Source organism: Streptomyces gelaticus (assembly GCF_014649535.1).
GTDB lineage: Bacteria > Actinomycetota > Actinomycetes > Streptomycetales > Streptomycetaceae > Streptomyces > Streptomyces gelaticus.
On record NZ_BMTF01000001.1, the window covers coordinates 271,998 to 294,480 of the forward strand.

Here is a 22,483-nt window from a genome sequence, read left to right on the forward strand (position 1 = left end):
GCAATCATCTCGGCCATTCCCTGTCGATACCCGGGCGAACTCCGTTGCTCCGGCGGCGAATCCGCCCGCCGAATTCCTCGCAAGTCCGTTGCCCGCACCCTGGCGATGGTCGATGATGTGCGGAACTGTTGGAATGTGGGGATGCGATGATCGAGACGGGCAACACCGGCCGGACCTGGCTGCTCACCGGGGCGAGCAGCAGCTACGCACTGCGGCTGACCGAGCAGGACGAGCTGGTCCATCTGCACTGGGGGCCGAGGATCTCCCTCGCGGCGGCCGAGGCGCTGGCCGCGGCACCGGAGCTCCCCTTCAGGGCCTTCGAGTCCCACCTCGACGGCCGGGAGGAGTATCCGGTGGAGGGCGGCCCCCGGTTCGTCCGCCCGGCGCTCTCGGTGCGTACCCCTGAAGTCCGGGGCACCGAGTGGGCCTTCGCCGCCGCCTCGGTGGACGGGGACGAACTGCGGATCGGCTTCACCGACTCCGTGCACCGGCTCGCCCTCACCCTGCACTACCGGATGCGGGACGACTCCGATGTCGTGGAGCGCTGGGCCACCGTCGCCCATGCCGGAGCGGACGGCCCGCCGCTGGAGCTGCTGCGCGCCGACGCGGCCGCCTGGTCGCTGCCCGCCCGCGACGGCTGGCGGCTGAGCCGGCTGCACGGGCGCTGGGCGGCGGAGTCGCGGCTGGCGCGGGCGGAGCTGACCCACGGCGAGAGCGTCATCTCCAGCAGGCGCGGCCACACCGGCCACCAGTACCTGCCGTGGGTCGCCCTGGACGCCGACGGTGCCGCGACCGAGGAGAGCGGCGAGGTGTACGGCTGTGCGCTCGGCTGGTCCGGCTCATGGCGGATCTCCGTGCAGCGGCTGCCCGACGGGCTCGTCCAGATCACCGGCGGCGCCGGCTACGACGACTCCGGACTGCTGCGGCTCGCACCGGGGGAGTCGTACACCACGCCCGTGTTCGCCGGGCTGTGGAGCGGCCAGGGGTTCGGCGGGGCGAGCCGCGCCTGGCACGCCTGGCAGCTGGCCCATGTGATCCCGGACGCACACAAGCCGCGGCCGGTGCTCTACAACTCCTGGGAGGCGACGGGCTTCGACATCTCGCTGGACCAGCAGCGCGCCCTCGCCGAGCGCGCCGCCGCGATGGGTGTCGAGCTGTTCGTGGTGGACGACGCGTGGTTCGGGCAGCGGACCAGCGACCGGGCCGGGCTCGGCGACTGGACGGCGAATCCGGACCGCTTTCCCGGCGGGCTGAAGCCGCTCGCCGACGAAGTGCACGGGCTCGGCATGCAGTTCGGAATCTGGGTCGAGCCGGAAATGGTGAATGCCGACAGTGACCTCTACCGCGCGCACCCCGATTGGGTGCAGCACTTCCCCGGGCGGGCGCGGACGGAGTACCGCAACCAACTGGTCCTCAATCTGGCCCGCCCCGATGTGCAGGAATATCTCTGGGAGCAGCTGGACACGCTGCTCTCCGGCACGCCCGTCGACTATGTGAAGTGGGATTTCAACCGCTGCTTCACCGATGCGGGATGGCCGGGCGAGGAGTACCCGCAGAAGCTCTGGATCGAGCATGTGGACGCCCTGTACGCACTGATCGACCGGCTCAGGGCCGCGCATCCCTCGGTCGCGTTCGAGTCCTGCTCGGGCGGCGGAGGCCGGATCGACCTGGGAATCCTGTCCCGTACGGACCAGGTGTGGACCTCCGACAACACCGACCCGCTCGACCGTCTCGCCATCCAGGAGGGTTTCGGGCACATCCACCCGGCCAGGGTGATGGCCGCCTGGGTCACCGACAGCCCGAATCACCAGCTCAACGGCAGGGTCAGTTCGCTGCGCTTCCGTTTCGTGAGCGCCATGGCCGGGGTGCTCGGGGTCGGTGGGGACCTCACCGAATGGAGCGAGGAGGAGCTGGCCGAGGCGCGGTCCTGGGTGGACCTCTACAAGGAGATCCGGCCGGTCGTGCAGTACGGCGCGCTGTACCGGCTGCGCGAGCCGCGCGGCGGACTCAGCGCGGTCCAGTACGTCCACGGCGAGGAGACCGTGGTTCTGATGTGGCTGGAGGCGCAGCGGTACGGGGAGCGGCCCCCGGCCCTGCGGCTGCGCGGGCTCGACCCCGCGGCGACCTATACCTGCCTGGACACGGGGACGGTGCACCACGGTTCGGCGCTGCTCCACCAGGGGCTGCACACGGAACTCCAGGGGGATCTCGACGCACGGGTGCTGCGGCTGCGGCGGGGGTGACAGAAGGGTCATGTCCGTAATGCGGGCTTTTGTCCGAACATCGCCCGTTTGTGCGGGAGATGGTGGCCGCCTCGTGAGCGGGATCATATCCGTGACGGTGTGTGGCGACAGGTGAGTCGGGTATTCCGTGCGCCGCGCGGAAAGGAAAGATCCTTAATCCACGGAGTGTGACCGGAATTCCGCGCCGATTTCCCCGGCGCGGATTCCGGCACGGAACCCGCGGCTTGTTCTCGTCGTCCCGGCTCGCTTACGGTCACCGTCAATCCGGTCGGACCGCCTAATCCTGCCGCCGCCCGGAATTCGCATCCACTCATCGCGTGGCAGGAGCGGGGGAACCAGGTAAGTCGCCGACCGGAGAATTCCGGCCGGCTCGGGGTGAAGTCGCGCTCAGCGCGGCCGGGCATCTCCAGCCCGAACCCGACAGCTCACCTCGCAGGCGCCGGAGAGGAAATACGTCATGCCCACATCGGGTAAGCACCGCCGTCCGAAGATCGGTCCCGTCGCCCGTGGCATCGCCGCGGTCAGCGCCGGCGGCGCCGTCATCGCACTGCCGCTGCTCGGCGCCACCGGTGCCCACGCCGCGGAGCAGGCCGCCCCGGCCGCCGCCCCGCAGCAGGCCGCCGCCACGCACGCCCAGCCGGTCGCGCAGAAGCAGGCCGCCACCACGACCTACTCCGTCGTCTCCGGCGACTATCTGTCGAAGATCGCCGCCGAGCACAAGATCAAGGGCGGCTGGCAGAAGCTGTACCAGGACAACCGCAAGGTCGTCGGCGAAGACCCCAGTCTGATCTTCCCGGGCATGAAGCTGACCCTCGGCGCCGAGGCGGCCGGCAGCGCCGCGCCCACCGGCGCCGGCGCCGGCTCGGCTCTCCCGTCGAAGGCGCCCTCGGCCGTCGCGTCGGCCGCCGAGAAGTCCGCCCCGGCCAAGTCCGTGACCGCCGCCCCGGAGAGCAAGGCGCCGGCTGCCAAGAGCAGCAGCTCCGGCTACGTCCACCCGGTCCCCGGCAACCACACCACCAACTACCGTGCCTCCGGTTCCAACTGGTCCAGCGGCAGCCACAGCGGGATCGACTTCCCCGTCGCCAGCGGCACCAGCGTGAAGGCCATCACCTCCGGCACCGTCGTCACCGCCGGCTGGGGCGGCGCGTACGGCAACCAGGTCGTCATCAAGCACGCCGACGGCCGCTACTCGCAGTACGGCCACATGTCCTCCCTCTCTGTCTCGGCGGGCCAGAGCGTGGGCGCCGGCCAGCAGGTCGGCCTCTCCGGCTCCACCGGCAACTCCACCGGCCCGCACCTGCACTTCGAGGTCCGTACCGGCCCGGCGTACGGCTCGGACATCGACCCGATCGCCTACCTGGCCTCGCACGGCATCTACGTCTGAGCCGAACGGCCGGACGGCTGAGCAACACGGCATGACCTGAGCAACACAGAAGGGGCGGTGCGCGTCGGCGCACCGCCCCTTCTGCTTATTCCCCCTTTACCGAAACCTGACCGGGTGGTCTATCTCACCACCCGTCAACCCCTTATTACGGTCGCGTAGGTCACATTCCGCGGTGCAGGATAGGCGTTTGTGGCAGACGATTCGAGAAAAAATCAACGTGGCGTCATCAACCGACAGGGCGTCATCGGGTCGTACGCGGCGATCGGCGACAGCTTCACCGAGGGAGTCGGCGACCCCGGCCCGGACGGGACCTTCGTCGGCTGGGCGGACCGTTTCGCGGTACTTCTCGCGGACCAGCTCCCGGACCCCGATGCGGCGACGGGCACCGAGGGCTCCGCGCACGGCCATTTCAGGTACGCCAATCTCGCCGTACGAGGACGCCTCCTCGACCAGATCGTCGAGGAGCAGGTGCCGCGCGCCAAGGAGCTCGCCCCCGACCTGGTGAGCTTCTGCGCGGGTGGCAACGACATCATCCGGCCGGGCACCGACCCCGACGACGTGGCCGAGCGCTTCGAGCGCGCCGTCGCCGAACTGACCGCGGCGGTCGGCACGGTCATGGTCACCACCGGCTTCGACACCCGTGGCGTTCCCGTGCTGCGCCATCTGCGCGGCAAGATCGCCACGTACACCGCCCATGTGCGGGCCATCGCCGACCGCTACGACTGCCCGGTCCTCGACCTGTGGTCGCTGCGGTCCGTCCAGGACCGGCGTGCCTGGGACGACGACCGGCTCCATCTGTCGGCCGAGGGACACACCAGGGTCGCCCTGCGCGCCGCCCAGGTCCTCGGCATCGACGTGCCGGCCGACCCCGACCAGGAATGGCCCCCGCAGGAGCAGCGCGGCACCCTCGAAGTGCGGCGCGACGACATCCACTGGGCGCGCGAGTACCTGGTTCCGTGGATCGGCCGGCGGCTGCGCGGCGAATCCTCCGGTGACCACGTCGAGGCGAAGCGGCCGGACCTGCTGCCGCTCTAGTGCCGCGACCGGCAAGGCCTCGCCGGATGTGTCCGGAGCTCAGGCACGTCCGGCGGGCGGCGGCGGCAGCGACGCCGGTATCCGCTCCAGCACCCCGCCCGCGAAGACGTCGTACAGCGGCAGCGTCTCCAGATGCACATAGCCGATGTGGCAGTCGCAGACCGCCAGCGGACAGGCGCGCGGACCGAGGGCCCGCCGGTAGCTCCCGTCGTAGAGATTGCCGAGCTCGGCCGGGACGAAATGGCAGCGCCGCACCGTGCCGTCACCGTCCACCGAGACGACCGACTCACCGGTCCTGCAAGGCAGTCCGGCCGACCGGTGCGGATGCCGGCTGTACGGGAAGAGCGGGTCGATGGCCGTCCAGCGGTCCGCCTCCTCGTCCGTGTACGTGTGGCCCTCCGCCGCGTTCACCCAGAGATAGACCTCCTCGGGCAGCGCGGCGCGCAGCCGCCGCGCCTCGTCGAGGTGGTCGTCGAGCCCGACGACCCCGACACTGTGCCGGATGCCGAGCGCGGTCAGCTCCCGGCACTTGGTGAGGAACCGCTCGTAGGGTGTCTGCCCCGGGTGGTACGTGCACCACAGCGCGATCTTCTCTCGGCCCGCCTCGCCGGCCTCGGCCAGCCACCCCGTACGGCTGCTGATGTTGGTCTGGATCGCGACCCGACGGATGTGCGGCAGCCGCGCCAGATCGACCAGCGCCCGGCGGTACCAGGAGCGGACCAGCCCCTCGCCCCACGGCGTGAACAGGACCGAGATCCGGTCACCGGTCTGCCCCGCGGCCCACTCCGTGAACCGCTCCAGCGCGGCCCGGTCGGCCAGCAGCTGCTCCCGGCTGTCGCGGCGCTTGGCGAACGGGCAGTACGGGCAGTCGTAGTCGCACGAGGCGAGCGGGCCACGGTAGAGGATCGTCAGGTCCATCGGCGCGCTCACTTCAGCTCGTACGCGGCCATCGCGGCCCGTACACCGGGGGAGAACAGCTCCGGGCCCAGGGCGTCGGAGTGGGCCAGGCCCTCGGGGGAGAGTCGTAGTAGTCCGGCGGCCCCGGCCGACGTGTCGAGCCAGCCGCGCGCCTCGAAGCCGGCCAGCTCAAGGGGGAAGTCGTCGGCCGGCGACGTGCCGAACCGCTCCCGGTAGTCGGCCAGTCGAAGCCCCTCCGCCTGGAGGACCGACTGCAGGAGGTGGCGACGGCGCGCCTCCTCGCCGTCTACGTACCGCCCGACCTGCGCGCGGGAGAAGTCCTCGGTGGCCGCGTAGCCGTCGATGATCGCCCGCACCTCCCGCATCTCCACCGCGTAGTCGAAGGAGTAGTGCAGCTTCGTGGTGTACGAGCGGGCACCGCACCCCAGACCGATCATGCCGTCGGTCTGGCAGGCGTAGTCGTCCGGGCCGTCCGTGCGCGGGGCATCGGCGCGACGGAACATCCGCATCGAAACCTGCTCGTAGCCGTGGGCCAGGAGATGGTCCCGGCCCGCTCGGTACAACCGCAGCCGCTGCTGGTCCCAGGCCGCGTCCGCCGCGGCGCCACCGTCCGCGTCGAGCCGTCCGAGACCGGTCAGCGGGCGCACGTACAGCGGGTAGAGATACAGCTCCTCCGGCCGCCAGCCGAGCGCCGCGTCCAGCGAGGCGCGCCAGCTCTGCTCGGTCTGCCCGTCGATGCCGTAGATCAGGTCGATGTTGAGAACCGGGATGCGGGCATCGCGTATCCGGTCCAGCGCCGCCTCCACATCGGCCCGCCGCTGCGGGCGCACCGCGGCCCGCGCCTCCGCCTCGACGAAGCTCTGCACCCCGATGCTGATCCTGGTCGTACCGCGGTCGGCGAGGACGGCCAGCCGGTCGGCCGTCGCGGTCGACGGCGACGTCTCGACCGACAGCGGAACGGCCCGCAGATCGGCGCCCATCCGCTTCTCCGCGATGTCGCAGAGCCGCTCCAGTTCCGCGGCGGTCAGGAACGTGGGAGTGCCCCCGCCGAACGCGGCCGCGGCGAAACGCACCGGCTCCTCGTCGCCCAGCGCGTCCCGGACCGCGGTGGCCTGCCGGTCCAGCGCGTCGAGATACCGGGTCGTCAGCTCGTCCGGGGCGCCGATGCGGGTGAAGAGATTGCAGAATCCGCAGCGGACCTCGCAGAACGGTATGTGCAGGTAGAGCGAGAGCGCGTCCTTGCGCTCGGCCGCCCACAGCTCGCGCAGTGCCGGCCGGTCGGCGAGCGGCCGGTAGACGGTCTTGTGCGGGTAGGCGTAGACATAGCTCCGGTACGGCCGGACGGCCGGCGCGGCGCTCGTGGTGCTCATGGTGCTCATGGTGCGATGGCCCCCGGTTCCAGGAAGAAGTGCGCGTACGGAACGGTCCAGACGGACTCGTGCCCGAGCCGGTGACCGGTGTAGCCGTCGTCCCCGTACGCCGTGCCGTGGTCCGAGCAGACGATGGCGAAACAGCGACGGCGGCTGCTCGCGGCGGCGAAGAGCCTGCCGATGTGGGCGTCGACGTACTCCAGGGCCGCGGCGTGCGTGTCACGGGAGTCGCCCGCCTCGCGGGTGGCGCCCGGGCGGTGGAACCAGTTGGGCTGGTGCAGGGCGGAGACGTTGACGAAGAGGAACAGCCGCTGCTCCTCGGGGAGCCCGGCGACGACCTCCTCGGCACGGGCCACCTGCGCCTCGAAGGAGGTGGGCGACGCCACGCCGAACTCCGGCTCCCAGTGGCTCTCCTGGAACATGCCGGGCAGCACGGAACCCAGCGGCGCCTGCTTGTTGAAGAAGCCGACACCGCCGATGCACACCGTGCGGTAGCCCACGTCGGCGAGGCCGGAGAGCAGATCCGGCGTGTCGAAGACGAAGGTCCCCGAGGCGGTGGACTCACTGCCCGCGAAACGCGCCGCGAACAGCCGGGGGTGCGGCCCCTGCCCCGCCGGTGTGGGCAGGAATCCCGCGAAGATCGCCTGGTGCGAGGCGTAGGTGAAGCTACCCGGCGCATGCCGCTTCTCCCAGACACCGCCCGGCAGATGGCGCGCCAGATGCGGGATGCGGCCCGCGGCGGCGAGCTCCACCGCCACGTCGTGGCGCAGCGTGTCGAGGGTGACGAGCAGCAGATCGTGGCTGCCCACGATCTCGCTCATGTCCGGGTTCCGGGCGTCCACGGGAGTGCGCGGGGTGTCAGGCGGTGGTGGTTGCACGGTGGTCCCTTGCTGTGTTCATTACGGCGGCGACCTGCGCCGCGTAGGTGTCCAGGCCCTCGGCGCCGCTGCCCGGAAGACCGGTCAGCCGCGGCAGGAGATCACCGAAGGCGTTGACCTCGCCGACGGCGAAGCGCCGCCAGCCGGTCGAGGGCAGCAGATCGACACCCACACACAGGGTGTCCGGGAAGCACGCCGCGGCCCGTTCGCACACGGCCAGGGCCTCGCTCCAGCTGCCGCCCGCAGCCTCGACGGCGGCGCGGACCTCGCCGAGATTCCCGCGCTCGCCGCCGAGATGGAGATTGGTCATGGGGGAGCGGCTGGTGCGCACCACGGCGTGGGTGGCCCGGCCGGCCACCACGACGACCCGCAGATCCGTCGCCCGGCCCCGCCGGGTGGCCTTGGGCAGCCAGCGCTCGATGTGCAGCCCGTCCGGAGCGAGCGCGTCGACGATCGCCGCGACCTCCCGCTCCGTCGTGACGCGGCGCACCCGCAAGGAGTTGAAGAGCCGGCCCGAGGCGTCCCGCTCCACCGAGGTGGTGGCCCTGACCCGGCCGGGCCCGGCCGTCTCCACGGCCAGGACCCCCGAGGCGGACGAGCCGTGCGCGAGCTTCACGAAGAATCTGGGCAGACCGCGGTCCGCCGTCCGCTCCCGTACGTCCGCCCAGTCCCGCACCACGGGCGCGGCGACTCCCGAGGTCGGTGAGGCCGGGACCGGTACCCCTTCGCCGGTGAGCACGCCATGGCAGAGCCGCTTGTCGAACAACACCGCGACATCGCCGGGATCGTCGAGCAGCACGGCACCCGCAGCGGCCGCCGCGCGCTCCACCTCCCGCACGGCCGCGGTGAACCGGGCGTACCAGAGGGCGGTGCCTTCGACCCTTGTCGGATCCCCGACCGCGCGGAGCAGCCGCTCCACCTCGGCGTCCTCACCCGGCGAGTCCATCCGTACGGTGTCACCGGGCAGAAAGCCCGCTTCGCCGCGCAGGACGTCGAGCCAGGACACGACACGCGCCGCCGGCAGCCCGGCGGCGCGCACGGCGTCCTGGAAGAGCGTGACCCGGCGGTTGCCGGGCACACCCACGACGGCGAAGCGCGGCACCGGGCCGGTCGTACTACTCGTCGACGGCGACATAGCGGTGGCCGTCCTCTTCCGGATCCCAGTCCTCGGCCTCGTCGATGTCGGTGTTCACCCGGTCCGGACCGAGCAGGTTCCCCAGGCGTTCCACCAACGGCTCGCTCATGTAGTGGTGGTGCAGGTCCAGCGAGGTCAGGTGGGTGAGCGGCTGGCCCGAGAGCAGCGCTTCGGCGCCTTCGTCGCCCAGGGTCCCCATCGCGAGGGAGAGCGACTCCAGCCGGGCGACGACCGGGGCGGACGCCACGGCGGCGGCGATCTCGTCCTGGATTTCGCTGTTCTGCAGCCCCAGATGGCGCAGGGCGGGGAACGTCGCACCCGAGAGCAGCGGGGCGAGGTCCTCGACCGAGGTGTCACCGCCGTACTCGGAGACACCGAGCCAGAGTTCGAGGCGCTCCAGCGCCGGGAGATCGGAGGCTCCGATCGCCCGCACGATGCCGGACGGAAGCCCGCCCGACTCGAACCGCAGCGATTTGAGCGCCTTGTGCCGTACCGGCTGCAGATCCAGTGACGATCCGTCGGAGCCCGCATCCCCGGAGCCGCGTACCGCCAACTCCTCCAGCTGCCCGAACGCCTCGACCACCGGGGTGATGTCGCACATCTCCAGCCACGACAATTCGCACTCCTCGCTGACGACGTCGGCGAGGAAGAGCGCCCGCAGGGACGGGAAGCGCTCGGCATCACGGACCAGCAGATCGGCGACCGGGGCGAAGGGCTCGTACTCCTGCTGCCACCAGCCGCCGATCACCAGCGCCCGCACCCGCGTCGTGTCGACCGTGTCGACGAAGTGCTGCCACAGCGGGCCGAATGCCAGATCGCCCTGCCAGGCGCTCTCCAGCCGCCATGCGACCGAACCGGCCTCCGGCAGCGGGGTGGCAGGGGTCCGGCCGGGACCGGGAAGGGTGTGGACGGGCAGACCGTGGAACGACTCGGGGTGTTCGATGTCGGTCATGGCACGTCACTCCGAGGCCGAGGTGTAGCGGCCTTCGACGCCGCGGTCGCCCCAGGGCTTCTCGCGCTCCGACACATCGACCCGCACGCCGTGCGGCCTCAGCGCCTCCAGGACCCGGCGCTCCATCGGCTCGGTCATGAAGTGGTGGTGCAGATCGAGCTTTTCGAGATGGGTCAGCGGCTGGCCGTCCAGCAGCGCCGCCGCGCCCTCGTCGCCCATGGTGCCCTCCGACAGGTCCAGGACACGCAGCTGCGCGACGACCGGGGCACTCGCGACGGCCGTCGCGATCTCGTTCTGCAACTCGCTGTTGCGCAGACCGAGATGGGTGAGCCGGGGGAATCGGGTGCCGGAGAGCAGCGGGGCCAGGTCGGCCACATCGGCGTCGCCCCCGTACGCGGACACACCGAGCCAGAGGTCGAGCCGCTCCAGCGCGGGCAGCTCGCTGTCCAGAACACCCCGGATCACCGAGACCGGCAGACCGCCGGTCTCGATGGTCAGTGAACGCAGCCGCTCGTGCTTCGTGGGGGAGAAGACCAGGTCGGTGCCGCCGCGCACGCCCAGTTCGAGCAGACCGGGGAAGGCCTTCAGCAGAGCCGTCACATCCGACTGCTCGATCCAGGAGATTTCGTTCTCCTCCGAGATCATGTCGCCGACGAAGACGGCCTCCAGTGAGGTCAGCCGGTCGGCGGCGGCGATGATCAGATCGATCGGGTAGGACGAGGGCTCCTCGTACGACTCGCCCCACTGGCCGACTATCAGGGCCCGCACCCCGGCCGGGTCGACCGCCTTCAGGAACGCCTGGAAGGCGTCCTCCCAGGTCATCTCGGAATCGTCGTCGTACGGATCGACCGAGATGCGCCAGGCTGCCGCATCGGCGGCCTGCACGGGCGCCTCACCCGTCGCGTGCTGGAAGTCGACAGTGGGCAGGCCGAGCAACTCGTGCAGATGGTCCACACCGGACATGACCGTGGGCTCCTGGTACTGGGGAACGGCTGATGCCCACAAGGTCTATCAAGCCGCACTGACAACGGCGCGACCGGGACCGCCGCGACGGCCCGCCGTTCCGGTCGGACGCCGGTCGATTGTCAGACCCTGCCCGTAGCGTTTTCTCCGTGGTCGGCACAGCGGGTGCGGCCATCGAGGGGAGACGTCTGTGTACCGGCAGGGCGATGTACTGATCGTGTCGTTGGACGAGTCGGCTGTGCCGGCGCATCTCGTGGACGCGCCGGGTGAACCGAGGGACGGCAAGGGCCGCATGGTCCTCGCGCTGGGCGAGGTCACCGGCCATGCCCACGCGGTCCAGGGCCCGGGCCGGCTGATACGCGAGGCGGGGGTGTTCGGGCCGATGCTGCTCCATCTTCCGGACGGCGGCCGGGTGGTGCACGAGGAGCACGCGGCGATACCGCTCTCGAAGGGCTGGTACCGCGTGGTGCGCCAGCGGGAGTACACACCGGGTGCGGTCCGCATCGTCGCGGACTGAAGGCGGTCCGGGGAGAAGCCCGGCGATCCCGCGGCGCACGGCGTACGACGCACAACGACACGAGGCACAGCGCGCCGCGAACAACACAGCACACGAACACCGATCGCAGAACAACACAGGGGACAGGGAAGACCGATGCAGTACGTGGACTCATGGCGGGCCGTGGCAGCGGCGACCGGCGCGGCCGACCGGTCCGCGGCCGAGGACGGGCTGCGGCTCGCCTACCGCAGCGCAGGACTCGCCGAGCCGGAGCAGATCGTCTGGGTCGACTCGCCGAGGGCCGCGGTGGAGGCCGTGGAGAAGCTCGTCGACGCCGGACGCTCGGTGCGCGACGAGGTGCGGACGCGGCCCTGGGCCCAGGAGCGTCGCCGGATGTACGACGAACTGGGCCCGGCGGGCTGGTCCGCGCTGTGGTCCGCCACGGGCGCACAGCTCTGGGAGACCACCGCGGCACTGGCCGATCGGATCAGGGCCGGTGTCGTCGCCGACCTCGCCGGGCGCCCCGAGGACGAGTCCGCCGTCCGGCTGGTGCTGCTCGACGCGGTTCTGGGCCAGCACGACGCGGCCTGGCTCGCCGCTTTCGACGGCCGGGGCGACCGGCTCCGCGGTCTGGCCGAGGTGGCCAGGCACGCGGGCTGGTGGTGGCCCTATGAGCGCGTCGTGGTGATCAGCGAGCGCCCGGAGGCGCTGTACCGGGACGAGGCGGGCCGGCTCGACCGCGGGGACGGCCCGGCGCTCGCCTACCGCGACGGCTTCGCGCTCCACGCCTGGCGCGGCATGCCCGTGCCCGCCGAGTTCCTGGAAGAGCTGAACTCCCTCACCCCGAAGCGGATACGCGAGGAGGAGAACGCGGAACTGCGCCGCGTGATGCTGGAGTTCTACGGCTACGACCGCTACCTCGCCGAATCCGGCGCCGAGCCGGTCCACCGCGACGAGACGGGCGTCCTCTGGCGCATCGCGATGGACGGCGACGAGGACGTGGTCATGGTCGAGGTGGTCAACTCCACCCCGGAGCCGGACGGCACACACCGCGTCTACTGGCTGCGGGTGCCGCCGAGCACCAGGACCGCGAAGGACGGCGTGGCCTGGACCTTCGGACTTCAGGGCGACGCGTACGAACCGGTGCGCCAGACCTGACCTGACCGCCGGCCATGGATCGCGTTGCCGGACCACCGCCCGGACCGCCGCCGGGGCGGGCGGGATCAGGCCGTCAGCGCCTCGTGGTCGATGCCGAGTTCGCGGGCGAGCGCCTCGTCGGTCCAGGCCAGCATCGTGGCCCGGGAGAGCGGACCCGCGTACGACGTCGTCTGCACGGCCAGGCCGTCCAGCAGGGCGGTCAGCCGCCAGGCGGCGGACATCGGGTCGTCGCAGTGGAACTCACCGGCGGCTGCGCCCTCCTCGATGACCTCGGCCAGTTCCGCCTTCCACTGCTGGTCGAGATCGCCGGCCACATTGCGCAGGGCCGGATCACGCAGCGAGGCGGCCCAGGCCTCGATCCACAGCCGCCAGCCCTTGGCCTGCCCCGTCGGCGCGTACCAGCGCACGGCGGCGCGCAGCCGCCGTACCGCGCTGGTGCGGCGTCCGAGCACCTTGCGCAGATGGGCGAGGTCGGCCTCGGCGGCATGCGCGAACGCTGCCGCGACCAGCTTCTCCTTGGTCGAGAAGTGATAGAGCACGAGTGCGTTGCTCACTCCGAGCACGGCGGCCACATCGGCGATCCGGACCGCCGCGACGCCCCGTACCTCGATCTGTTCGACGGCAGCGCGCAGCAACTCTTCACGTCGTTCCGCCACGCTCAACCGCACTCTTGCCACGGCGTCACCCTAACGAATATGCCCCGCACGGGAAGAGCGGGGGGCGGGGCCGCCCACGACCCCGCCCCCTTGCTCAGCCGGCGCCCTCCGCGCCGGCGCGCGTCGCCGGCACCGGATGTCGGCTCAGCCCGAGTTGTAGGCATCGATCAGCGTCTCGTTCAGCGAAGGATGCGCAGCGAGTTCCGTCCCGGCGTCCGTGTAGCCCGAGGCGGCGAGCGGTCACGTCGAACGGCCGCTGGTCCACCCGGCCGCCGGAGATCCGGCCGAGAACGTCGACCGGGACGGCGTGCTCGTGGCCGTCCGCCCGGAAGCGGGTGAAGCCCATGCCCTCACGGCCGGCACCCGGCACGATCGAGCTGATCTGTACGCCGTTCCCATGGCCGGAGTACGTCACCACGTCGCCGGTCAGCAGGGTGACGGTGCTGCTCCGGCCGGGCGTTGCCGGGGGAACCGGGGCGGACGTGCCGGCCGATTCGCCGGGTCAGCGGTTCGCGGGAGGTTCCACCTCGCACCGGTCCTTGAAGCCCTGACTGGTGAGGCCGAGAGCGGAATTCGTCCGCGAACGCATGTTCTCCACCGCGACCATCGTCGTGAGTTCGACGAACGCCGCCTCGCCGAGCGCGGCCCCCAGTCGCTCCGCCAGCTCGTCCCCGACCTCCGGCGGGGTGAGGCTCATCGCCTCCGCGTACTCCATGACGTCGCGCTCCAGCGGGGTGTACAGCTCGCTCTCCCGCCACACCGGCACATCGCGCAGCTTGCGCGGGTCCATGCCGTGGCGCTGGTTCTCCCAGTAGCCGAAGTCCATGCACCAGCTGCAGCCGATCGTGGCCGCCGACGCCATCACGGCCAGCGCCTTGAGCTGCGCGTCCAGCTTCTTCCAGCGGCCCACCGACAGCTCGAACCGGGCCCCGGCCCACAGCACCCCGGTGTGGTGGGCGGAGGCCCGCAGCGGATCGATGACCTTGCCGTACGCACGGTTCGAGTACCACGACACGGCACGGAAGAGGAGGGAACGGGGCGGGTCGAGCGGGATTCGAGCGGTCATGGCCGGTCTCCTTCGGTACGGCTCCGGTGCCGTCCGGCGGCGTCGGGTGCCACCGGAGGGCTGCTTGCACCGGTGTGACGGACGAGGGGTCCCCGGATGTGACATCGCGATCCTGCCGGATGCGGAATCCTGTGGCGGGCACGGACGTTGGATTCGGCATGACGGGATTCGACGCACGGCAGGAAGCTCTGCTCGGGCTGCTCGCCGAGGAGAACGGCGGAGTGCTCGTGACACTCAGGCGGGACGGCCGGCCCCAGCTGTCCAATGTCAACCACTTCTACTACCCCAAGGAGCGCATCGTCCGCGTCTCGATCACCGACGACCGGGCGAAGACGAAGAACCTCCGCCGCGACCCCCGGGCGAGCTACCACGTCACCAGCGCGGACCGCTGGGCGTGGACGGTCGTGGACGCCACCGCCGAACTGTCCCCGGTCGCCACCGATCCGCACGACGCGACGGTGGAGGAGCTCATCGCTCTCTACCGTGACGTCCAGGGCGAACATCCCGACTGGGACGACTACCGCAGCGCGATGGTCCGGGACCGGCGCATCGTGCTGCGGCTGCACATCGACCATGTGTACGGGCAGCCGCGTGGCTGACGCGGACCGGTCCGGCCGCCGGTCCCGCGGGGCCTTCCGCCCTCGCGCCGTCGTACCCCCTGCCCACAATGAGACGACACCGACTCCCCCAGGAGATGTTGTGACCGGCGCCGACCCCTTGCCACCGCTCCGCACCCGGCTGCGTTCGCTGCGACCCGCCGCATTCGGCGCGGACCCGGACGGCGCCCGCATGGAGCGCATCCGCCGCTCGCCCAACTTCGCCGACGGCGTCTTCCAGAACCCGGAGGGGGCGCGGACCAGGCCGTCCGGATCGGCGCTGGAGTTCGCCAAGGTCTACTTCCGCAAGGAGGAGCGGGCACGCAGGGCACCGGCCGGCACCGTGCCCGTGCACGCCACCACCTACGCCGATCTCGCCGAGACACCCGCCACGGGGCTGCGGCTCACCTGGATGGGCCATTCCAGTGTTCTCGCCGAGATCGACGGCCGACGGGTGCTCTTCGACCCGGTGTGGGGCGAGCGCTGTTCCCCCTTCGCCTTCGCCGGGCCCAAACGGCTGCACCCCGTCCCGCTGCCGCTCGCCGCGCTCGGGCCGGTGGACGCGGTGGTGATCTCGCACGACCACTACGACCACCTCGATCTGCCGACGATCCGGGCCCTCGCCGGCACGGACACGGTGTTCGCCGTCCCGCTCGGTGTCGGCGCCCACCTGGAGCGGTGGGGCGTGTCCGCTGACCGGATGCGCGAACTGGACTGGAACGAGACCACGAAGATCGCCGGTATCGGCCTGACGGCCACGCCGGCGCGCCATTTCTGCGGCCGCGGCCTGCGCAACCAGCAGCACACGCTCTGGGCGTCCTGGGCAGTCGTCGGCCCCGAGCACCGCATCTACCACAGCGGCGACACCGGCTATTTCCCCGGCTTCAAGGACATCGGCGCCGAACACGGCCCGTTCGACGCGACGATGATCCAGATCGGTGCTTATTCCGAGTACTGGCCCAAGAACCACACGGACCGTACGCCGCTGCCCGGTGGGTGGCCCGACATTCACATGACGCCGGCTCAGGGGGTACAGGCGCACCTTGACCTGCAAGGGGGTAAGCCGTACGGCGTCATGATGCCGATCCACTGGGGCACCTTCACCCTTTCCGTGCACCCGTGGGCAGAGCCCGGCGAGTGGACCAAGGATGCCGCGGAGGAAGCCGAGCAGTCGGCCGCATTTCCTCGTCCTGGCGAGCCCTTCGAGCCTGCGGGAGCGCTTCCGCTCGATCCCTGGTGGCGGGCCGTGGCTGGCCCGATTGCACATCCCTGGCGCCGCGGCGAGGCAACGGACGTTACTCAGGGGCAGGGCGACCGCGATCTTGACCTTGCGGGTGAGCGGTGACTCGGGGCAGGGGGGAATGCCTGAACGCAATGACGCAGTCGCGGTGGAGTCTGCCATGCCCGGTGAGGGGTGGTATTCGTTCCCGGACATCTGGGCGGAGTGACCCGGATTGTCACGCCCGGGCTGGTCGATCGGGTGCTTCAGGGTTGCCGTCGGCGCGGCCGACGCAGCCTTCTTCGGGCGCCGCGAAGGCTTGCACGGCCCGGCCGGGTATCCAGTGGTGCGGCTGTTCGCGCCGGTCGGCGATCTCGTAGCCGAGGACCACGCAGATGACGTTCAGGTCCTCCAGCTTGAGCGAGACCGGTTGGTCGGACCACAGCCCAGACATTTTGCCGGCCGAGATCACCAATTGGCTGCGCCGGGAACAGCCGGTGCGGTCGGCACGGTTGCATCGACCGAGGGGCCGGCCGTACGGGCGGGGAGGCGCGGAGGGGGTGTCCGCCCCGCCAGGATCCGGACCCCAGGGTCGCGGTACGCCCGCCGTGCACTCGGACCAACCCGTACTTTCTGCAGGAGGACTGTTTCATGACCGACCGGCCCTTGACGCTCATGGCAGTGCACGCCCACCCCGACGACGAGGCGACCGGAACCGGAGGGGTCCTCGCGCGGTACGCGGCGGAAGGCGTCCGCACGGTTCTCGTGACGTGTACCGACGGCCGTTGCGGTGACGGAACGGGGGGTGTCAAGCCGGGCGATCCCGGGCATGATCCGGCGGCCGTTGCCTTGATGCGCCGCCAAGAACTCAAGGCGAGCTGCGACGTCCTGAAGGTCAGCGATCTGGAGCTGCTGGACTATGCCGACTCCGGGATGATCGGCTGGCCGAGCAACGACGCCCCCGGATCCTTCTGGCAGACCCCCGTGGAGGAAGGCGCTGCCCGACTTGCGGAACTCATGCGGCACTACCGACCCGATGTGGTCGTCACCTATGACGAGAACGGCTTCTACGGCCACCCCGACCACATCCAGGCCCACCGCATCACGATGGCGGCGCTGGAGATGACCGCGCTGACACCGAAGGTTTACTGGACGACGATGCCTCGCTCGATGATGCAGCGGTTCGGGGAGACCATGCGCGAGTTTCATGAGGACATGCCGGAGCCGGATCCTGCCGAGGCCGCCGCGATGGCCGAGATCGGCCTGCCCGACGACGAGATCACCACATGGGTGGACACCACCGCATTCAGCGGCCAGAAGTTCGATGCGCTGGCCGCGCACGCCAGTCAGGGCGAGAACATCTTCTTCCTCAAGATGGGCAAGGAGAGGTTCGGCGAGTTGATGGGCATGGAGACCTTTGTACGTGTCAAGGACGCCACCGGCGCGGCCGTACCCGAGAACGATCTCTTCGCCGGACTGCGTTGATCCGCTGTGTGTCGTCATTACCGCGATGGCGTTGGCGCTGGCGTGGACTGGACGGTGCGCCAGTCCCGTGGCGGCCGAACCCACGGCGCGAACCGTTCCTTCCGAGCCCTGGTGGCGCGAGGTGGCTCCGCAATCGCTGGAGCGCGCAGGCCCGCGGGTGCGGCCCGGATCACGGAGCTGTCGGCCGATGCGGCGGTTGGCAGGGGCCGGGAGCCCGAGGCCGCGGAGGCCGACCATGCCGAGGTGGCGCCGAGCGCGTAACGGCGTACGGATCACACGGGGGACAGCAGGCGGCCCGGCCCGTCCGGCATGACCGGACGGGCCGGGCCGTTTCGTGCGTTCAGGGGTTCGCATCCGTAGGCCGTTCAGGCGCCTGCCGACCGGGGGCCAATGCGGAGTAATCGGTCTACTGTGCGAAAGCTCATACCAGAGCGGGACGGATGGCGGGCAAGTTCGACAACTGCCCGCCGCACTCGTGTGCTTGACGACTACCGTGTGTGGCCGGTGATCAACGGTGGGCTCACAACTTTCGAGCCTTCCCGACCGATGAACCGAGCCTGACCGACCACCGCAGGTGCCACCTCATGAACGCCGATTCCAGGTGCCCCACGTACCGAGGACACTGATGTCTCAACTTCGCGCACCCGAAGCGCGACCGGAACGCCGAGAGGGCGGACGGCACGGCCGACCGGGTGCCCGTTCCCACTCGGCCGCGAGCAGGCCGCGCGCCGCCCAGCCGTCCCCCGAGGCGCGTATACGGCCCCAGATCCTGCGCACCGCGGTGCTGCCGACCCTCGTAGCGGTACTGAGTGGGGCCGCAGCGGTCGTCTTCACCGCCCGCACCACCGGAGCCCGGTCCTCCACCGAACTCTGGATCGCGCTGGGCGCGGCCGGTGCGCCGGCGCTGGCCGCGGTGCTGGCCGCGTACCTCGCCGCAAACCGAGTCGCCACCACCGTCTTCGGCCGCTGTCTGGCACTGCGCCGCACGTGCGCCCAGGGCCAGGCCGAACTGCGGCACGTGGTGGAACAGCTCCGCAACGGCGAACCGGTGAGCGCGCGCAGGGCCACCGAGCCCGCCGCCCCGGGCAGCGACGCCTTCGAGCTGCTCGCCCAGGAACTCGGCCGCCAGCAGGAAGCCGCCGTCGCCGCGGTCGTCCAGGCGTCCCGGCTCTCCGACCACTCCGGCGAGGACCAGAAGGTCGAGGTCTTCGTCAATCTCGCCCGCCGGCTCCAGTCGCTGGTGCACCGCGAGATCCAGCTGCTCGACGAGCTGGAGAACGAGGTCGAGGACCCCGATCTGCTCAAGGGCCTCTTCCAGGTCGACCATCTCGCCACCCGCATCCGCAGGCACGCCGAGAACCTCGCCGTCCTCGGTGGCGCCGTGTCCCGGCGGCAGTGGAGCAACCCGGTCACCATGACCGAGATCCTGCGCTCGGCGATCGCCGAGGTCGAGCAGTATCCCCGGGTCAAGCTCGTCCCGCCGATCGACGGCACGCTGCGCGGCCACGCCGTGGCCGACGTCATCCATCTGCTGGCCGAACTGGTCGAGAACGCGACCGTGTTCTCTGCCCCCCACACCCAAGTGCTGCTGCGCGCCCAGCAGGTCACCGCCGGGCTGGCCCTCGAAGTGGAGGACCGCGGACTGGGCATGCCGGGCAACGAGCAGAAGCGGATGAACGCCCTGCTCGCCGATCCCGACCAGGTCAATGTGGCCCACCTGCTCCAGGACGGCCGGATCGGCCTGTACGTCGTCGCGTCACTGGCCCGCCGGCACGGCATCGCGGTCCGGCTGCAGAGCAACATCTACGGCGGCACACAGGCCGTACTGGTCCTCCCGCAGTCCCTGCTGGGCGTGGACGCGGACGCCCCGGCCGCCGAAGGCGCGACCCCGGTCCCGCCCCCGGGTCCCGTGCACCGCCCACCGTCCGAGGACGGGAGGGGCGGCCACCACAGGCCGAACCCGAGCCTGACCCCCGGTCCAGGCACCGCACCGGGCCCGCAGTCGAACACCGGCCGTCAGCCGTACGTACCCAGCCAGCCGCTGCGCCTGCACCAACCGCCCCAGCAGGCACAGAGCCAGGGCGGAGCACCACCGCTCCCGCTGCGCGCCGAGCGTCCCGACCGCCCCACCCCGGCCGAGGCCCGCCCCGGAATCCGGCCCACGGACGAGGTTCCCGACGTACTCCACTCCGAGCCCGGAGTGGTACGCGGCACCATGGGCCGGCCCCAGTTGCCCAGGCGCGCCAACCAGGAGCACCTGGTTCCGCAGCTCAGGGAGGCACCGGCCCCGCGCACCGAGGACGAACAGGCCCTGCACGACCCGGGACTCATGGCCGCCTTCCGGCGAGGCATCGAGCTCGCCGAGGCCCGCAGCGAATCCGAGGCCGACGCAGCCCCGGAGCCGGACACGGCCCTGGAGCCGGACACGGCCCTGGAGGCGGAGAATCCGCAGTCCTGGCAGTCCCGCACCCCGCTCGAACCGCTGCCGGTACGCGGGCTCACCGCGCCCGCCGCCCCGCACCCCTCGGCTCCGGGCCACGGAGCGGCCCCCACCGACGACCACATCGAAACGAACACCTCCAAGGAGTAGATGCACCATGGCGACCGATATGCCGTCCGGTCAGGTCTCGGACCTCGACTGGCTGCTGAGCGGACTGGTCCAACGTGTTCCGTACACACGCAGCGCGGTTCTTCTCTCCGCCGACGGGCTGGTGAAATCCCTTCATGGCATGGACGCCGACAGCGCCGACCACATGGCGGCGCTGGCCGCCGGCCTGTACTCGCTCGGCCGCAGCGCGGGCGCGCGCTTCGGCGACAGCGGCGAGGTGCGACAAGTGGTGGTCGAGCTCGATTCGACCCTGCTGTTCGTCTCCACCGCAGGGTCCGGCACCTGCCTCGCGGTCCTCGCCGGACGCGAGACGGACGCGGCGGTGCTCGGCTACGAGATGACCATGCTGGTCAAGAGCGTCCGGCCCTATCTGATGACGCCTGTGAGACAGGCGGCCGGAACCCCCGGCGCCACGGGGCTGTGAGGGTGACGCTCCCGCAGGACGGGCCGCTGCTCGACGACGCGGCAGGCCGGCTCATCCGCCCCTACACCGTGAGCAACGGCCGTACCCGTCCGACGGCCGTGCTCGATCTGCTCTCCCTGGTCATGGCCACGGGGACCGAACCGCAGATACATCTCGGTCCCGAGCACTCCGTCGCACTGGGGCTGTGCGGCGGCCCCACCTCGGTGGCCGAGATCGCCGCCCATCTGCGGCTGCCCGCAGTCGTCACCAAGGTGCTCGTCTCCGACCTGGTCGACTGCGGGGCAGTGACCGCGCACCCGCCCGCCTTCCATGACATGCCCACCGACCGATCCCTGCTGGAGGCAGTGCTCGATGGCTTACGACGACAGCTCTGACGGCTTCGGCAGCTCTGCCGCGTACGAGAACAACGCAAGCTCCGAAGGTTTCGGGAGTTACGGAAGCAACGAAAGCAACGGAAGCCTCGGCCCGTTGGAGGGCTTCGGAGGTCCGGAGGGCTACGGGGGCGCGCAGAACTACGGAAACGCGCAGGAGTGCGGAGCCGTGCGGAACCACAGCTACGGGGAAAACCCGGGCTACGGCTACGGTGGCGCGCAGGGCTACGGAGATGCTCCGGGTTTTGAATCCGGGCAGGGTTTCGAAACCGGGGCGCGCTACGAGTCCGTACCCGTCCATGGCGACCCCGCCGACGCCCCGGATGTCTCCGGAGCCGCAGGTCCCGTCGGCTCCGAGGGCTTTCCCGTCGCGCTCAAGGTGCTGGTGGCGGGCGGCTTCGGTGTCGGTAAGACGACGTTCGTCGGGGCGGTCAGCGAAATCGCACCGCTGAGCACGGAGGAACTGCTGACCCAGGTCAGCGCCGCGACCGACAGCCTCGACGGCATCGAGTCCAAGACCGCCACCACCGTGGCGATGGACTTCGGCCGCATCACGCTCGACGAGCAGCACGTTCTCTATCTGTTCGGAACCCCGGGCCAGGAACGCTTCTGGTTCATGTGGGACGAACTCTCCCAGGGCGCGCTGGGAGCGGTCGTGATCGCGGACACCCGTCGGCTCGCCGAGTGCTTCGCCGCCGTCGACTTCTTCGAGCGGCGCGGCATCGGGTTCATCATCGCGGTCAATGAGTTCGACGGCGCTTACCGCTACGCGCCCGAGGAGATCCGGGCCGCACTCGACCTGGGACCGGACGTCCCGGTGGTGCTCTGCGATGCCCGGATCGCCAGCTCGGGCACCGGGGCACTGGTCACGCTGGTCCAGCACCTGATCAACGCCACCTCGGCCCCGTCCCCGCTGACCGGCTTCGGAGCCCACCCGTGACCCGGAACGCCATCGGTCGCATGCTGCTCACACCCGAAGACCGCGATGCCATGTTCCGTACCCAGCGACTGAGGACGCTCGGGCTCGGGGAACGCCCCGACGCTTCGTTCGACAACTTCGACGCCTTCGCCGACCGGGTGGCCGAGGTGACCGAAGTGCCCTTCTCGATGGTCAACTTCATCGACGGCAACCGGCAGTTCTTCGCCGGGCTCCACACCCCGGCCGGCACGCACAAGGGCTCCGACCTGGGCGTCACGGCCGCGGGCAGCAGCCGCAGCGGCCGGTACGTCGCGCTCGACCGCGGCTACTGCCCGCATGTCGTCGTCCGGCGCAAGGCGCTCGTGCTGGAGGACGTCTGCGACTACCCGCGGTTCGCGGGCAATCCGGTGGTCGACGACATAGGCATCCGCTCCTATCTCGGCGCGCCCCTCATCGACCGCACGGGCATTGTCCTGGGTGCGGTCTGCGCCGTCGACACCGAGCCCCGCCCGTGGGGCAGGGCGGGGCTCGACACGATCAAGTCCCTGGCCCTGGAGCTCATCGGGCACATCGACCAACGGGAGGCGAACAGCGTCGGAATCTGACC

At 70.8% G+C, this 22,483-nt stretch carries 23 protein-coding genes and 1 riboswitch; of the genes, 13 read left to right on the forward strand and 10 right to left on the reverse strand.

Translation table 11 applies throughout. From position 1 onward, the window contains the following. Positions 1–146 precede the first annotated feature (146 nt). The 3 genes from IE107_RS01245 to IE107_RS01255 all read left to right on the forward strand — a co-directional run bounded on the left by IE107_RS01245 (position 147) and on the right by IE107_RS01255 (position 4,662). Positions 147–2,243, forward strand: coding sequence for an alpha-galactosidase (locus tag IE107_RS01245; RefSeq protein WP_189540016.1), 2,097 nt, complete (start codon positions 147–149; stop codon positions 2,241–2,243). A gap of 297 nt (positions 2,244–2,540) precedes the next feature. Further along, positions 2,541–2,697, forward strand: a riboswitch (cyclic di-AMP (ydaO/yuaA leader). A gap of 3 nt (positions 2,698–2,700) precedes the next feature. Next, positions 2,701–3,627: a M23 family metallopeptidase gene (locus tag IE107_RS01250; RefSeq protein ID WP_189540019.1), complete on the forward strand. Its 927-nt coding sequence runs from the start codon at positions 2,701–2,703 to the stop codon at positions 3,625–3,627. Between the two features lie 189 nt (positions 3,628–3,816). Beyond that, positions 3,817–4,662 (forward strand): SGNH/GDSL hydrolase family protein, encoded by an 846-nt coding sequence (locus IE107_RS01255; RefSeq protein WP_189540021.1) that lies wholly within the window; start codon positions 3,817–3,819, stop codon positions 4,660–4,662. 39 nt (positions 4,663–4,701) lie between these two features. Here the strand turns inward: IE107_RS01255 and IE107_RS01260 are convergent, their stop codons facing one another. Genes IE107_RS01260 through IE107_RS01285 form a run of 6 tightly spaced genes read right to left on the reverse strand, consistent with a single transcriptional unit; the run spans position 4,702 to position 10,878 of the window. Further along, a complete protein-coding gene (locus IE107_RS01260) occupies positions 4,702–5,580 on the reverse strand; it encodes an STM4011 family radical SAM protein (RefSeq protein ID WP_189540023.1) in 879 nt (292 codons plus the stop codon). Between the two features lie 8 nt (positions 5,581–5,588). Next, complete coding sequence (locus tag IE107_RS01265) at positions 5,589–6,959, reverse strand: STM4012 family radical SAM protein (RefSeq protein ID WP_189540025.1); 1,371 nt, start codon at positions 6,957–6,959, stop codon at positions 5,589–5,591. Further along, a complete protein-coding gene (locus IE107_RS01270; RefSeq protein ID WP_189540027.1) occupies positions 6,956–7,771 on the reverse strand; it encodes an STM4013/SEN3800 family hydrolase in 816 nt (271 codons plus the stop codon). Before IE107_RS01270 ends, IE107_RS01265 begins: the two co-directional genes overlap by 4 nt. Positions 7,772–7,808: 37 nt before the next feature. Further along, positions 7,809–8,963 carry an STM4014 family protein gene (locus IE107_RS01275; RefSeq protein ID WP_189540029.1) on the reverse strand — a complete coding sequence of 385 codons (1,155 nt, stop codon included), beginning with the start codon at positions 8,961–8,963 and terminating at the stop codon, positions 7,809–7,811. Beyond that, a complete protein-coding gene (locus IE107_RS01280) occupies positions 8,944–9,915 on the reverse strand; it encodes an STM4015 family protein (RefSeq protein ID WP_189540031.1) in 972 nt (323 codons plus the stop codon). Before IE107_RS01280 ends, IE107_RS01275 begins: the two co-directional genes overlap by 20 nt. Positions 9,916–9,921: 6 nt before the next feature. Further along, positions 9,922–10,878, reverse strand: coding sequence for an STM4015 family protein (locus IE107_RS01285; RefSeq protein ID WP_189540033.1), 957 nt, complete (start codon positions 10,876–10,878; stop codon positions 9,922–9,924). Between the two features lie 190 nt (positions 10,879–11,068). Here IE107_RS01285 and IE107_RS01290 point away from each other — a divergent pair, with 190 nt between their 5' ends. Beyond that, on the forward strand, positions 11,069–11,395 hold the full coding sequence (locus IE107_RS01290; protein WP_189540034.1) for a DUF8820 family protein: 327 nt from the start codon (positions 11,069–11,071) through the stop codon (positions 11,393–11,395). A 135-nt stretch (positions 11,396–11,530) separates the two neighbouring features. After that, a complete protein-coding gene (locus IE107_RS01295) occupies positions 11,531–12,532 on the forward strand; it encodes a DUF6745 domain-containing protein (RefSeq protein ID WP_189540036.1) in 1,002 nt (333 codons plus the stop codon). Positions 12,533–12,597: 65 nt separating this feature from the next. Here IE107_RS01295 and IE107_RS01300 read toward each other — a convergent pair whose 3' ends face one another. The 3 genes from IE107_RS01300 to IE107_RS01310 form a co-directional block, all read right to left on the reverse strand. Beyond that, positions 12,598–13,188: a TetR/AcrR family transcriptional regulator gene (locus IE107_RS01300; protein WP_189540038.1), complete on the reverse strand. Its 591-nt coding sequence runs from the start codon at positions 13,186–13,188 to the stop codon at positions 12,598–12,600. A 94-nt stretch (positions 13,189–13,282) separates the two neighbouring features. Then, positions 13,283–13,606, reverse strand: coding sequence for a hypothetical protein (locus IE107_RS01305; RefSeq protein WP_189540040.1), 324 nt, complete (start codon positions 13,604–13,606; stop codon positions 13,283–13,285). An 84-nt stretch (positions 13,607–13,690) separates the two neighbouring features. Beyond that, positions 13,691–14,254 carry a carboxymuconolactone decarboxylase family protein gene (locus IE107_RS01310; RefSeq protein ID WP_189540042.1) on the reverse strand — a complete coding sequence of 188 codons (564 nt, stop codon included), beginning with the start codon at positions 14,252–14,254 and terminating at the stop codon, positions 13,691–13,693. Positions 14,255–14,412: 158 nt separating this feature from the next. On the opposite strand from IE107_RS01310, the gene IE107_RS01315 reads away from it, so the two are divergent. Together IE107_RS01315 and IE107_RS01320 are read left to right on the forward strand one after the other, a co-directional pair. After that, on the forward strand, positions 14,413–14,853 hold the full coding sequence (locus IE107_RS01315) for a PPOX class F420-dependent oxidoreductase (protein ID WP_189540044.1): 441 nt from the start codon (positions 14,413–14,415) through the stop codon (positions 14,851–14,853). 100 nt (positions 14,854–14,953) lie between these two features. Beyond that, on the forward strand, positions 14,954–16,195 hold the full coding sequence (locus tag IE107_RS01320; protein WP_189540047.1) for an MBL fold metallo-hydrolase: 1,242 nt from the start codon (positions 14,954–14,956) through the stop codon (positions 16,193–16,195). A 112-nt stretch (positions 16,196–16,307) separates the two neighbouring features. On the opposite strand, the gene IE107_RS36025 is transcribed toward IE107_RS01320, so the two are convergent. Next, positions 16,308–16,523 (reverse strand): helix-turn-helix domain-containing protein, encoded by a 216-nt coding sequence (locus IE107_RS36025; protein ID WP_189540049.1) that lies wholly within the window; start codon positions 16,521–16,523, stop codon positions 16,308–16,310. A gap of 197 nt (positions 16,524–16,720) precedes the next feature. Here IE107_RS36025 and IE107_RS01330 point away from each other — a divergent pair, with 197 nt between their 5' ends. The 6 genes from IE107_RS01330 (at position 16,721) to IE107_RS01355 (ending at position 22,481) form a co-directional block, all read left to right on the forward strand. Beyond that, positions 16,721–17,554 (forward strand): PIG-L family deacetylase, encoded by an 834-nt coding sequence (locus IE107_RS01330; RefSeq protein ID WP_189540051.1) that lies wholly within the window; start codon positions 16,721–16,723, stop codon positions 17,552–17,554. Between the two features lie 625 nt (positions 17,555–18,179). Beyond that, a complete protein-coding gene (locus tag IE107_RS01335) occupies positions 18,180–20,144 on the forward strand; it encodes a sensor histidine kinase (protein ID WP_189540053.1) in 1,965 nt (654 codons plus the stop codon). Positions 20,145–20,151: 7 nt separating this feature from the next. Then, the gene (locus IE107_RS01340) at positions 20,152–20,586 is read left to right on the forward strand and encodes a roadblock/LC7 domain-containing protein (protein ID WP_189540055.1); all 435 of its coding nucleotides are present in this window, start codon (positions 20,152–20,154) and stop codon (positions 20,584–20,586) included. A gap of 2 nt (positions 20,587–20,588) precedes the next feature. Next, complete coding sequence (locus tag IE107_RS01345) at positions 20,589–20,960, forward strand: DUF742 domain-containing protein (protein ID WP_189540058.1); 372 nt, start codon at positions 20,589–20,591, stop codon at positions 20,958–20,960. 166 nt (positions 20,961–21,126) lie between these two features. Next, positions 21,127–21,897, forward strand: a complete 771-nt coding sequence (locus tag IE107_RS01350; protein ID WP_373302389.1) for a GTP-binding protein — start codon at positions 21,127–21,129, stop codon at positions 21,895–21,897. Beyond that, positions 21,894–22,481 (forward strand): GAF domain-containing protein, encoded by a 588-nt coding sequence (locus IE107_RS01355; protein WP_189540060.1) that lies wholly within the window; start codon positions 21,894–21,896, stop codon positions 22,479–22,481. Before IE107_RS01350 ends, IE107_RS01355 begins: the two co-directional genes overlap by 4 nt. Positions 22,482–22,483 lie beyond the last annotated feature (2 nt).

What these genes read in the sequence shown, in the direction of transcription:
- IE107_RS01245 (WP_189540016.1), top strand. Translation starts at nt 147, where the DNA reads ATGATCGAGACGGGCAACACCGGCCGGACCTGGCTGCTCACCGGGGCG.
- IE107_RS01250 (WP_189540019.1), top strand. Translation starts at nt 2,701, where the DNA reads ATGCCCACATCGGGTAAGCACCGCCGTCCGAAGATCGGTCCCGTCGCC.
- IE107_RS01260 (WP_189540023.1), bottom strand. Translation starts at nt 5,580, where the DNA reads ATGGACCTGACGATCCTCTACCGTGGCCCGCTCGCCTCGTGCGACTAC.
- IE107_RS01265 (WP_189540025.1), bottom strand. Translation starts at nt 6,959, where the DNA reads ATGAGCACCATGAGCACCACGAGCGCCGCGCCGGCCGTCCGGCCGTAC.
- IE107_RS01270 (WP_189540027.1), bottom strand. Translation starts at nt 7,771, where the DNA reads ATGAGCGAGATCGTGGGCAGCCACGATCTGCTGCTCGTCACCCTCGAC.
- IE107_RS01275 (WP_189540029.1), bottom strand. Translation starts at nt 8,963, where the DNA reads ATGTCGCCGTCGACGAGTAGTACGACCGGCCCGGTGCCGCGCTTCGCC.
- IE107_RS01280 (WP_189540031.1), bottom strand. Translation starts at nt 9,915, where the DNA reads ATGACCGACATCGAACACCCCGAGTCGTTCCACGGTCTGCCCGTCCAC.
- IE107_RS01285 (WP_189540033.1), bottom strand. Translation starts at nt 10,878, where the DNA reads ATGTCCGGTGTGGACCATCTGCACGAGTTGCTCGGCCTGCCCACTGTC.
- IE107_RS01295 (WP_189540036.1), top strand. Translation starts at nt 11,531, where the DNA reads ATGCAGTACGTGGACTCATGGCGGGCCGTGGCAGCGGCGACCGGCGCG.
- IE107_RS01310 (WP_189540042.1), bottom strand. Translation starts at nt 14,254, where the DNA reads ATGACCGCTCGAATCCCGCTCGACCCGCCCCGTTCCCTCCTCTTCCGT.
- IE107_RS01315 (WP_189540044.1), top strand. Translation starts at nt 14,413, where the DNA reads ATGACGGGATTCGACGCACGGCAGGAAGCTCTGCTCGGGCTGCTCGCC.
- IE107_RS36025 (WP_189540049.1), bottom strand. Translation starts at nt 16,523, where the DNA reads ATGTCTGGGCTGTGGTCCGACCAACCGGTCTCGCTCAAGCTGGAGGAC.
- IE107_RS01330 (WP_189540051.1), top strand. Translation starts at nt 16,721, where the DNA reads ATGACCGACCGGCCCTTGACGCTCATGGCAGTGCACGCCCACCCCGAC.
- IE107_RS01335 (WP_189540053.1), top strand. Translation starts at nt 18,180, where the DNA reads ATGTCTCAACTTCGCGCACCCGAAGCGCGACCGGAACGCCGAGAGGGC.
- IE107_RS01340 (WP_189540055.1), top strand. Translation starts at nt 20,152, where the DNA reads ATGGCGACCGATATGCCGTCCGGTCAGGTCTCGGACCTCGACTGGCTG.